Here is an 11,321-nt window from a genome sequence, read left to right on the forward strand (position 1 = left end):
CAGAAAAAACATAAAGCGCAAAATTACAAAACCTAAAAATATAAACACAACTATTTTTCTGATAAACCTATTCAAAACAATCAGTGGTAACTTCAACAGAGATTGATACCTTGATGTGTTGTGTTTCGTATAAACATTCTCCAGTTTTGCAATCAAAGCTAGCAAGATAATGACCGATACCATAACTAATCATCTGATTTTAAACACTCGATGCTAAATACCCATCCTATTATTGATATGTAAAGGAGAATGCATAACAACATCCTCTATTATTGGTAGAAAAACTATGATTAACAAAACACTGGAGTCATTTTTAGTGCTTACCAGAAAGTTAACCTAGACACCGATAATCATTAAAAATGGGAAATTAGCTCAAAATAACGATCTAATTCAAAACAATGAAGCCAACTTTATACGCGAACAACTTGAAAGCATCGAAGAACAATAAGTGAATATACGTAGATGTGCGATTTGATTGGGTAAGAGAACAAAAGCACTTCTACTGTACCGACATATGAAAGGGAATATCTAGATCAAAGAGTGAAACGAACATGTATATATCAACCCTATAAGGTTTCCCCCTTCTCCATATTGAATGAAAGTGTGCATAATCGACATTCAGCCACAGCGGGTTGGCGTTAGACATAAATGCTTTGCTTACATTTGGCTCTCATAAAGCACACATAAAAAAACCCTTACCGAAGTAAGGGCCTCTATAACTGTTCTATTACGCTACATTCTAGTTAGTGATTGGTTCGTATCGCTATTTGCACTACCAAATAGTAAGAATCAAAGCATACGTACCACAGACGGATGAACGGAGCGGTACATCGAATAATCAATCGCTTTCATGTTGCTTGGAAAGACTAAGTTTTCACACAACAAATAAGTCTCAACCGATGTATCAATATAAAAAGCTTCGCTATAAGCTTCACTTGCAGCATCAAGATTACCATTCAATTCAGCATGTTTTCCTTTGATAACATACGACATAACCGAATGACGCAATGCAAACGCTTCATTAAGATGATGCTGAGCAGACTTAAGGTCACCTTGGATCGTTTCATGCAAAGCTAAGGCTTCATAAATCCGAGGCTGAATCGGGCCACTCATAGTGACGATCTGGTTTTCTAACCCATCACTAAGGTCTTGAACTCGACTCCTCGCCAGTTCGATGTCTGAATCCAAGGCTTTTTGTACGTGATAAGCGATCAATAACTCAGACTGAACATACGTATTCTCAGCCTCAATCTGTAATATTTCTTCGAGTAAATCGATGCCGTGCTTAAACTGCTTCACATCAGAAACATTCAAGTAGTGATTAGCCTGAATAAATAGCTCTAATGCTTTAGGATCAATTGGCATACCCACATTCAAAGCCAGTGCTTTTTGTTTTGCATCCGGCACATTCAGAACGCGCATCAAATCAAACGATGCTTGGTATAAGACAGAACTAAGATGCTGACTGGTTAAAGAGTATTGACGACTAAACAGCACTTTCTCAGAAGCATTATTTCGATACTCTACTTCTAAGAAACTATTGCCACCATTGTCTTTGACACGAACAATCACCGATTTTCCAGGAACAATGCCTGAAGTAAACGCCGCTTTTTGCAGTAAGACTCGATAATCAGTCACTTGAGCAATGTCCGACATGAGTTTTTGAGTAAAGCCATCAGCTAATTCAAAACTCAGCGCATCACTAAAATCATCTTGATACTTAAATTCAATCAAGTGAGTGTCGATAGCACGAGTGATACGAACTTCTGATTGTTTGAACGTGAATACGCCCATAACAATAACCAATGCACTAATCCATAAGACATTAAGTGCATTAAGCCGGCGATAATTCAGTTTATTAGTTTTGACTTTTTCTTTCTTTGACTTCGACATCTGACATACAGCACGGGTCAAAGGGCCGGCTGGAAATGCGATATCTTGAGGAGGTGGCGCACTCTCTGGAGGAGAGGTTTCATGCTCTGCATGATAAGTGGTTTCACTTTTTTTTCCGTAAGGAAACTGCGTGGCATCTAGCGTGATGACGTCTGCCACCAGCTTATAGCCCCGTTTCGGTACAGTCACCACATAACAAATGCTGTCTTCACGACCATCTTTCAGCAGTTTACGAAGTTCAAAAATAGACTGTGTCACCACCTGATCGGTCACGATAGCACCGTCCCAAACGTACTGAATCAGTTCGTCGCGGCAAAAGACTTCCCCTGCATGTTCAGCCAGAAAATGCAGTAAATTGATTAATCGTGGTTCAACCGAGACTTCCCTATCTTGGCGATACAGCTTATTTTCATCAACGCTCAAAATCCAATCGTTGATCTGAAAATAGATTCCAACCATAAAATGAGGCTCTCATTATCATAGGCGCCAGTGCCTTATGTGGGTGCCCCCACTATGCGACGGCCACTGAATTATAGGGACATTTGTATAACTTGCCTAATAAAGCGCCTAGCTAAAAATGAAAACTAAGGTTAATCGCTTAACATAACCCCAGCACGCACTACTCTAAAGCTGCGAGAATCGAGCAATGACTTGCATCATCATTATCATGCCCACAACACGCGTCATTGATTTTCTTTAATGCACCACGAATTCGCGTCAGATCGGCAATTTTCTCATCAATCACCACCAGCTTCGCTGAAGTAATCGCTTTCACCTCTGCGCAACTATGCTCTGTCGCCTCTAATTTAATTTCGAGTAATTCGCGGATCTCTTCCAAACTTAAACCTAAATCTTTTGCCTTAAGTATAAAAGTGACCTGCTTTTGATTATTTTCATTGTAGAGTCGATAGCCCGACTCGCTCCGACCCGCTGGTTTAATCAAAGTATTCTTTTCATAAAACCTTAACGTATCAGCGGTAACACCACAGCGTTTTGCTAGTTCACCTATCTGAAACATAACTTTCCTTATTAACTATATTGTTACCTTTTTACGCCAAAAATAGGGGTATTGGCAATTTTTTCTGCGATGCCAAACGATTGCGCGAGCTTTTATGTAATAAATTGGTTAGAATACGCGCCATCGAATTCGACGTCTTTGTATTGCTCTGAGTGGCAAAGGTCTTTACCAAAACTGGACAGTATTTTATCTCTTTTCACTTAAAGCTGATAAGTCTCCATTCATTTTTGGCAAATATCTTTTAACTCCGTGAATTTGAGGAAGATGGAAGCATGAACGACGTTCGTCCTATTCGCCGCGCTCTGATCAGCGTATCTGACAAAACTGGAATTGTTGAGTTTGCAAGCGCACTCGCAGAGCGTGGTGTCGATATTTTATCAACTGGTGGCACCGCTCGATTATTAGCTGAACAAGGAATCTCAGTAACTGAAGTATCAGATTACACTGGCTTTCCTGAAATGATGGATGGCCGAGTGAAGACTCTACATCCAAAAGTTCACGGTGGTGTACTTGGTCGTCGTGGCCAAGATGATGACATCATGGCAAAACACGGTATCAATCCTATCGATATGGTCGTAGTTAACCTGTACCCATTTGCAGAAACCGTTGCCAAAGATGGTTGTACTCTCGCTGATGCTGTTGAGAACATTGATATCGGTGGACCAACAATGGTTCGTTCTGCTGCCAAGAACCACAAAGATGTGGCTATCGTAGTTAAAGCTGGTGACTACAACCGTGTGATCACGGAAATGGATGCCAATGAGAAGTCTCTAACCCTAGAAACTCGTTTTGACCTCGCCATTGCTGCCTTCGAGCACACTGCCGCATACGATGGCATGATCGCTAACTACTTCGGCACCATGGTTCCATCCTATGGAGAGAACAAAGAAGGTGATGACGAGAGTAAATTCCCTCGTACATTCAGCCAGCAATTCGAGAAGAAACAAGACATGCGTTACGGTGAGAACAGTCATCAAGCTGCAGCATTCTATGTTGAAGCGACGCCGGAAGAAGCCTCTGTTTCTACAGCTCGTCAAATTCAAGGTAAAGCCCTGTCTTACAACAATATTGCTGATACTGACGCCGCTCTTGAGTGTGTAAAAGAATTTAACGAACCAGCTTGTGTGATTGTCAAACACGCAAACCCATGTGGCGTAGCACTAGGTGAAGACATCCTAGAAGCCTACAACCGTGCTTATCAAACCGATCCTACTTCTGCTTTTGGCGGCATCATCGCGTTTAACCGCGAATTAGATGCAGCAACCGCAACGGCGATTACTGAACGTCAGTTCGTTGAAGTCATCATTGCACCATCCGTCTCTAAAGAAGCCATCAACATTGTCGCTGCAAAGAAAAATCTTCGTCTACTTGAATGCGGTGAATGGTCAAGAAAGACGACAGGCTTTGATGTTAAACGCGTGAACGGTGGTTTACTCGTTCAGGATCGAGACCAAGGTATGGTTTCTGAGAGCGATCTTAAAGTTGTCTCTAAACGTCAGCCAACAGAAGAAGAACTCAAAGACGCGTTATTCTGCTGGAAAGTCGCTAAGTATGTAAAATCAAATGCCATTGTGTATTCAAAAGGCGATATGACAATTGGTGTGGGCGCAGGCCAAATGAGTCGTGTTTACTCAGCAAAAATTGCAGGGATTAAAGCCGCAGATGAAGGGCTACAAGTTGAGGGCTGCGTAATGGCATCCGATGCTTTCTTCCCATTCCGTGATGGCATTGATGCTGCAGCAGAAGCGGGAATCAAATGTGTTATCCAACCAGGTGGGTCTATGCGTGATGATGAAGTCATTGCCGCAGCTGACGAGCATGGTATGGCGATGATCTTTACTGGCATGCGTCACTTCCGCCACTAATTCCATTCTTCGTATTGAGCGCTGTGGCTGCGTTAACGCCACTCGTTCAATACTTTGAGGAAATAGTATTTTTAGATATTTGAAATACATAGAGCAAGTCAGTGGCTTTAAGTTCAAGGAAAAAGCGCGGAGTTTATAACTATAAATGAGCACTTTTGACGCAGAAATTAATACACTGACGACGCTATAAGGATTTTAAGACATGAATGTATTAATTATTGGTTCAGGCGGTCGTGAACATGCACTCGGTTGGAAAGCTGCACAAAACCCAGATGTTGAAACTGTCTTTATTGCACCGGGCAATGCTGGCACGGCACTAGAGTCTAAACTGCAAAATGTGAACATCGATGTCGAAGACATCACGGCATTGGTTGCTTTTGCTCAAGAACAAAAAATTGAGTTAACCATTGTTGGCCCAGAAGCGCCTTTAGTTATCGGCGTCGTTGATGCTTTTCGTGAAGTGGGCCTTCCTATCTTTGGCCCGACCAAAGCTGCTGCACAGCTTGAGGGCTCAAAAGCATTTACTAAAGACTTCCTCGCCCGCCATCAAATCCCAACAGGCTACTATGCCAACTTTACTGAAATTGAACCTGCGTTAACTTATGTTCGTGAACAGGGCGCACCGATTGTCGTAAAGGCTGATGGTCTTGCCGCTGGTAAAGGTGTCATTGTAGCGATGACTCTTGAAGAAGCAGAAGATGCGATTAAAGACATGCTTGCTGGGAATGTTTTTGGTGAAGCAGGTAGCCGCGTCGTTATTGAAGAGTTTCTTGAGGGTGAAGAAGCAAGCTTCATCGTTATGGTCGATGGTTCAAGCGTACTCCCAATGGCAACAAGCCAAGACCATAAACGTGTTGGTGATAAAGACACAGGTCCGAACACTGGGGGTATGGGTGCCTACTCTCCAGCCCCTGTTGTTACACCTGAAATTCATAATCGTATCTTGGAAGAGGTTATCTATCCAACGGTACGAGGAATGGATGCAGAGGGAATGCCATATACCGGCTTCCTTTATGCTGGTCTAATGATTGATGCTGACGGCACTCCTAAAGTAATTGAATACAATTGCCGTTTTGGCGACCCGGAAACACAGCCGATCATGATGCGCATGGAATCTGATCTTGTCGATCTGTGTCTACTCGCGATCGATGAAAAGCTAGATCAAGCAGAGTCTCATTGGGATCCTCGCGCTGCCATCGGTATCGTCCTCGCTGCCGGCGGATACCCTGCTGACTACGCAAAAGGTGACGTGATATCACTACCAACCGATGAGCCCCAAGGTCAAAAAGTCTTCCATGCCGGAACAACGAATAATAACCAAGGTGAGGTTGTTACCAATGGCGGAAGAGTGCTTTGTGCTACCGCTCTGGGCAACAGTGTTTCAGAAGCGCAGCAACACGCTTATGAGCTTGCTAAGAAAATTAGCTGGAATGGTATGTTTCATCGCAATGACATCGGTTACAGAGCGATAGCACGAGAAAATAAGGCATAAGTGATTAGTACTATCTAACTGTCTTAGCTTCCTATTAAAAAAGGCGCAATATGCGCCTTTTTTAATCTAACAACTACTCTTCTAACAATTCGGGTCTTTCAATACAGTGATGATCATCGTTTGCTAGCATCAACAGTTCTTCAACAACGACCTTGTTATTGCGACCACTTCCTAAAAAAGCAACATAACTATCAACATCAGCCAAACGGTTTACGACAAAATTTGGCAAACTATGATTAAACTCGATTTTAGAATAGCTTTTACCTGAACACGTTTCAAAACTGCTGCCATCCCAATAACCTTGGATTAATCGTAACCCTTGTTTACGTTGTTCCTTACTTTGTTTAGCGACAACCTGTGCATCACTAAGCAATTGAGACAGCGTCTCTGACTTTAGGGGGAGAACTCGCCCATCTCGACGATACTGTTGGTAAATAGCTTCACCCGTTTTATTAAAACGGACATGAATGCGATACGGAATCAATTCCAACGCATCATCTCGTCTTTCTCCCTCACGAATTAATTCTCGAACTTGATCGTCTTCCCAGCGATAGCTGGTTTGATACCACCCATAGTCACCCGCTGTAACATAATCTGATGCACTGTAGGGGGAGGTTAGTTTTTCGGTATACCAAAATAGACTGGTCGCATCCCCCATACTCTGTCCGCCAGAATATTGAGAATACTGTTCTAAATTTGCAGATGGGTTGCTAGAAGAGCAGCCTAATAGAAGAGAAATTATTAGTGAGGGTAATAGAATTTTTTTCATCGTGTTAGAATAAGCGCCAAGACAGATGTCTTGACGCTTTTATAATATTTATTTCACTGAATCTTTCAGTGCTTTACCCGCTACGAATGCAGGTACGTTTGCTGCAGCGATTTGAATTTCAGCACCAGTTTTTGGGTTACGGCCAGTGCGAGCTGCACGGTGGTTAACTTTGAATGTACCAAAACCAATTAGTTGGACCTGGTCGCCCTCTTTTAGCGCTTCAGTCACGCCACCAAGAGTCGCTTCAAGAGCAGCTTTAGCTTGTGCTTTAGAAAGATCTGCTTTTTCTGCGATAAAGTCGATTAATTGGGTCTTGTTCATTAGGTTTCCCTTCTCATATGTTATCGAATTCTGTTCACTCTAAAGCATAAATGCCCTGTCTGGCAAAGGTTTGTAAGCGTTCTTGCGCTTTAGTGATGGACTTTTCGCCACATTATGAGCAATAACTCACAATTTGTTAGCCTATGCTATGTGAATGAAACTTGATTTTTACACAAATTAACCATATTTATAATGCGCTGACATCTTACGAAGCCTGATATTGCGAGGTTTCAGCGAATATAAAATACTCACACCAATAATGCCCAGGTATGTCAAACACCCCTTTTTAGGTTGTTCGGCGCAAGATTTGGTCGTGGTATCAACTTTACATAGGACCTTTATGTTATTGCTATCCATATACGTCACTGTCGCTATTGGCGTATCGTTTGTTTGTTCAGTTTTAGAAGCTGTATTGCTCAGTATCACGCCAAGCTATTTAGCGCAGATGCGTCAACAAGAGAATCCAGCAGCTGAAAAGCTATCTAAACTGAAAACAGATATTGATCGCCCTTTGGCCTCAATTCTGACGCTAAACACTATCGCTCATACTATCGGTGCAGCGACTGCAGGTGCTCAAGCCGCTGTTGTGTTTGGCAGCGAATGGCTCGGCGTATTCTCGGGAGTACTAACACTAGGTATTCTGGTGCTATCTGAAATCGTACCTAAAACAATTGGTGCTACATACTGGCGTCAACTTGCACCAGGTGCTGCTAATATCTTACGTTGGATGGTTTGGGCACTAACACCATTTGTGTGGTTCTCCGAGCAAATAACAAAACGTCTCTCTCGTGGACATGTTGCGCCAAAAATGCGTGATGAACTTTCTGCAATGGCTCTTTTAGCCAAAGAAAGCGGTGAGTTTGCGGAGGGTGAATCAAAAATCCTAAGCAACCTATTAGGCATTCAAGATGTCCCCGTCACTCAAGTGATGACGCCTCGTCCTGTTGTTTTTCGTGTTGATGCAGCAATTACAATTAATGAATTCTTAATTAAACACAAAGATACGCCATTTTCTCGCCCTCTAGTCTACAGTGAGCAAAATGACAATATCGTCGGCTTTGTGCATAGATTAGAGTTATTTAAGCTCCAGCAGGCTGGCAGCGGCGAAAAAACACTAGGAGCGGTTATGCGCCCAGTGCATGTCTTACTTAATAACTTACCTTTGCCGAAAGCATTTGATCAGATGATGGCAAACCGTTTGCAACTCGCGATGGTTGTCGATGAGTATGGTACGATTCAAGGTATTCTTACGTTGGAAGATATCTTTGAGCATCTTGTTGGTGAAGAGATCGTTGATGAAGCTGATAAATCAACCGATATGCAGGAACTTGCTTTTGAACGTTGGGAGAAATGGAAAAAACGTCATGGTGTAAGAGAAAGCCGTGACGATGATGAAGACGAAGATGAACGTCAGTAAATAGGTACAAAAGGGAGCTAAGCTCCCTTTTTTTATAGGCTCACACCGATATTGCTGACGCCTTCTTCGCGAAGTTCTAAACGCAGATCTTTGATAAGATCAATATCGCGCTCAATCGCATCTTTTAGAGGTCTAAAAATAGCCCACTGTACATCCCACTCTTCACATACAGCTTCGTTATCTTTTTGGTTCTCGTTAGTGACCTCTTCTTCCAACTGCGCACTTTCAAGCTGAGCAACCGTCATCACTGATTGTTGACTAACTTTCTGCATACTTTCAAAAAGATCATCACGATCCAATAATCCATGCAGAAGTGTCGATAAAGAGAAACACGCATCGATCGCTGGGTAAACACCATAAAAGTCGAAATCCTCAGAGCTAGGAATGATCTCTTCTAGTTTCTCTAACTGACGTTCGAAATTTACTTTCGCACTTTTAACCGTTAGTAATTCCCAAACGCTATCTAGAATATCACGATAAACACGCGCTTCAGCAAACTGCGTATTTTCGCAAAACATTGCGTAATTTGGGTACATACGTTCACACAGACAAGCCATAAAGGTAATCTGTTTCCAAGGTTCTAACTTCTCAAGGCGAAGCTGAAGCGGGTTCTGTAGCATAATGGCTCATTGATTGAAGAAAAGACAGCGGCAGTTTACTTGATAACCATTAGGGAAAAAAGCAAAGCCTATGGACAATTTTACAAAAAAGCTCTACATCCTCACGGATTCAAACCAAACCTACCAAGAGTTGATTAAGAAGCTAAATCTACCAGACCTAGAAATCACAAATCGTCGTAGTGAAGCTCAAATTCTACTCGCCGCACCACCCATGCTAGCCAAGCAGTTCAATGACTTTCCAAAAGTAAAATGGGTTCAATCTGTTTATGCAGGTGTAGACGCTCTAATGAACAATAGCCTACGTCAGGACTATACGCTAACGAATGTAAAAGGGATTTTTGGCCAACAGATCTCTGAATACGTGTTGGGATTTTGCATTCAACACTGTCGTCACTTTAACACCTATACTCATCAGCAAAGTGTTCGACAATGGAGAGCACACTCATATCGCACACTATCCGAACGTTCAATGCTAATCCTTGGGACAGGTTCAATAGGATCATATTTGGCAAAAACAGCGAAAGCATTAGGCATTCACACCATGGGGATCAATAGTAGTGGTATTCCTGCCATAGACTCTCCTTTTGATGAAGTATTCCATATCCAAGAACTCAAATATGCTGTGTCTAAAGCGAATATTTTGGTCAACACGCTTCCGAATACCAAAAACACAGTAGGGATTATCAACCAAGATGCCCTCTTGGATGCCAAAGAACTACTACTTTTCAATGTTGGCCGAGGATCGGCCATTGATGAAAGATCTCTGCTTAATGCTTTAGATTCTAATGCCGTAAACCATGCCTATCTTGATGTATTTGAACAAGAGCCTTTAGCTGCTGATCATCCTTTTTGGACCCATACAGGGATAACAGTAACACCCCATATAGCTGCTGTAAGCTTCCCACATCAAGTCGTAGAAATCTTTGCAGAGAACTATAAAAAGCAACATAAAGGTAATGAATTACAACACGTTATAGATTTTTCAAAAGGTTATTAAATGCTTGAGCAAATTCTTTTGTCAGCCCGTCAGTGTCAGTTATGTACTAATAGCTTACCGCTAGGTCCAAACCCCGTAATTCAAGCTGCACCAAGCGCTAAACTACTCATTATAGGGCAAGCTCCTGGACTCAAGGTACACGAAAGCTCAATACCATGGAATGATGCCAGTGGAGTGCGATTACGCAGTTGGCTACAACTAGATGAAGAGCAATTTTACAATCCCGAGCAAGTCGCGATAGTCCCAATGAGTTTATGCTACCCTGGAAAAGGAAATAGCGGCGATCTTCCACCACGAAAAGAGTGCGCACCTCAATGGCATCAGAAGATATTAGAACATCTTCCTAATATCGAAATGACGTTACTCATCGGTCAGTACGCGCAAAATTACTACTTACAAGATAAACCTAAGAATTTAACTGATACCGTTAAGCAGTGGCGTCACTGGGCTCCTAGTTATATCCCTTTGCCCCATCCCTCACCTCGTAACAATATCTGGATTAAGCGTAACCCTTGGTTTGAAAGCGAGGTGCTTCCATTTGTGAGTACACATATCCAGAACCTTTTTCATCGTTAGGAATATTGAGGATAAATAGGACCGGTATTTTCAAAAGGGATAAGTTTGAATACTCAAAAATGATTAGAGTTTCTTCAAATAGCGGCGGAGTGGACGGGACTTTCTTTCTACCTTGAAAGCTTCACGCCCCCGGAGTGACCGGCTGTTGATGCCTCTAATCAGTAAACTTGCTAATAACAGCCTAACCAACGAAACGACAATTCGATTTCTTATTCCATAATTGATTTTCGACAGACGTAAAAAAGCCCTAGTCTTTCGACTAGGGCTTCTTCAAATAATGCGAAATAGCGGCGGAGTGGATGGGACTTTCTTTCTACCTTGAAAGCATCACGCCCCCGGAGTAACAGGCTGTT

The 11,321-nt window shown here is 42.4% G+C and carries 10 protein-coding genes; 5 read left to right on the plus strand and 5 right to left on the minus strand.

Going from position 1 to position 11,321, the window contains the following annotated elements:
- Positions 1 to 789: 789 nt before the first annotated feature.
- Positions 790 to 2,352 carry a lysine decarboxylation/transport transcriptional activator CadC gene (gene cadC / locus DZ860_RS21570; RefSeq protein ID WP_120035142.1) on the minus strand — a complete coding sequence of 521 codons (1,563 nt, stop codon included), beginning with the start codon at positions 2,350 to 2,352 and terminating at the stop codon, positions 790 to 792.
- A 160-nt stretch (positions 2,353 to 2,512) separates the two neighbouring features.
- Positions 2,513 to 2,911: a Zn(2+)-responsive transcriptional regulator gene (zntR, locus tag DZ860_RS21575; RefSeq protein WP_120035144.1), complete on the minus strand. Its 399-nt coding sequence runs from the start codon at positions 2,909 to 2,911 to the stop codon at positions 2,513 to 2,515.
- Positions 2,912 to 3,183: 272 nt separating this feature from the next.
- On the opposite strand from zntR, the gene purH reads away from it, so the two are divergent.
- Complete coding sequence (gene purH / locus DZ860_RS21580) at positions 3,184 to 4,776, plus strand: bifunctional phosphoribosylaminoimidazolecarboxamide formyltransferase/IMP cyclohydrolase (protein WP_120035146.1); 1,593 nt, start codon at positions 3,184 to 3,186, stop codon at positions 4,774 to 4,776.
- A gap of 202 nt (positions 4,777 to 4,978) precedes the next feature.
- Complete coding sequence (gene purD / locus DZ860_RS21585; RefSeq protein ID WP_120035148.1) at positions 4,979 to 6,268, plus strand: phosphoribosylamine--glycine ligase; 1,290 nt, start codon at positions 4,979 to 4,981, stop codon at positions 6,266 to 6,268.
- A 73-nt stretch (positions 6,269 to 6,341) separates the two neighbouring features.
- Here the strand turns inward: purD and DZ860_RS21590 are convergent, their stop codons facing one another.
- Together DZ860_RS21590 and hupA are read right to left on the minus strand one after the other, a co-directional pair.
- Positions 6,342 to 7,037 carry a DUF1481 domain-containing protein gene (locus DZ860_RS21590; RefSeq protein WP_120035149.1) on the minus strand — a complete coding sequence of 232 codons (696 nt, stop codon included), beginning with the start codon at positions 7,035 to 7,037 and terminating at the stop codon, positions 6,342 to 6,344.
- A gap of 48 nt (positions 7,038 to 7,085) precedes the next feature.
- Positions 7,086 to 7,358, minus strand: a complete 273-nt coding sequence (gene hupA, locus DZ860_RS21595; protein WP_120035151.1) for a nucleoid-associated protein HU-alpha — start codon at positions 7,356 to 7,358, stop codon at positions 7,086 to 7,088.
- Positions 7,359 to 7,698: 340 nt separating this feature from the next.
- Between hupA and DZ860_RS21600 the strand changes: the two genes are divergently transcribed.
- A complete protein-coding gene (locus DZ860_RS21600) occupies positions 7,699 to 8,775 on the plus strand; it encodes a CNNM domain-containing protein (protein WP_120035153.1) in 1,077 nt (358 codons plus the stop codon).
- A 32-nt stretch (positions 8,776 to 8,807) separates the two neighbouring features.
- Here DZ860_RS21600 and DZ860_RS21605 read toward each other — a convergent pair whose 3' ends face one another.
- The gene (locus DZ860_RS21605) at positions 8,808 to 9,395 is read right to left on the minus strand and encodes a YjaG family protein (protein ID WP_120035154.1); all 588 of its coding nucleotides are present in this window, start codon (positions 9,393 to 9,395) and stop codon (positions 8,808 to 8,810) included.
- Between the two features lie 70 nt (positions 9,396 to 9,465).
- On the opposite strand from DZ860_RS21605, the gene DZ860_RS21610 reads away from it, so the two are divergent.
- Entirely contained in the window at positions 9,466 to 10,392 is a 927-nt protein-coding gene (locus tag DZ860_RS21610; protein WP_120035156.1) for a D-2-hydroxyacid dehydrogenase, read from the plus strand.
- Positions 10,393 to 10,968 (plus strand): uracil-DNA glycosylase family protein, encoded by a 576-nt coding sequence (locus DZ860_RS21615; RefSeq protein ID WP_120035158.1) that lies wholly within the window; start codon positions 10,393 to 10,395, stop codon positions 10,966 to 10,968.
- Positions 10,969 to 11,321 lie beyond the last annotated feature (353 nt).

The organism is Vibrio sinensis (genome assembly GCF_003605645.1).
GTDB lineage: Bacteria > Pseudomonadota > Gammaproteobacteria > Enterobacterales > Vibrionaceae > Vibrio > Vibrio sinensis.

Bases quoted from the DNA above. Each gene is read 5' to 3' on its own strand.
- cadC (WP_120035142.1), bottom strand. From the start codon at position 2,352: ATGGTTGGAATCTATTTTCAGATCAACGATTGGATTTTGAGCGTTGAT.
- zntR (WP_120035144.1), bottom strand. From the start codon at position 2,911: ATGTTTCAGATAGGTGAACTAGCAAAACGCTGTGGTGTTACCGCTGAT.
- purH (WP_120035146.1), top strand. From the start codon at position 3,184: ATGAACGACGTTCGTCCTATTCGCCGCGCTCTGATCAGCGTATCTGAC.
- purD (WP_120035148.1), top strand. From the start codon at position 4,979: ATGAATGTATTAATTATTGGTTCAGGCGGTCGTGAACATGCACTCGGT.
- DZ860_RS21590 (WP_120035149.1), bottom strand. From the start codon at position 7,037: ATGAAAAAAATTCTATTACCCTCACTAATAATTTCTCTTCTATTAGGC.
- hupA (WP_120035151.1), bottom strand. From the start codon at position 7,358: ATGAACAAGACCCAATTAATCGACTTTATCGCAGAAAAAGCAGATCTT.
- DZ860_RS21600 (WP_120035153.1), top strand. From the start codon at position 7,699: ATGTTATTGCTATCCATATACGTCACTGTCGCTATTGGCGTATCGTTT.
- DZ860_RS21605 (WP_120035154.1), bottom strand. From the start codon at position 9,395: ATGCTACAGAACCCGCTTCAGCTTCGCCTTGAGAAGTTAGAACCTTGG.
- DZ860_RS21610 (WP_120035156.1), top strand. From the start codon at position 9,466: ATGGACAATTTTACAAAAAAGCTCTACATCCTCACGGATTCAAACCAA.
- DZ860_RS21615 (WP_120035158.1), top strand. From the start codon at position 10,393: ATGCTTGAGCAAATTCTTTTGTCAGCCCGTCAGTGTCAGTTATGTACT.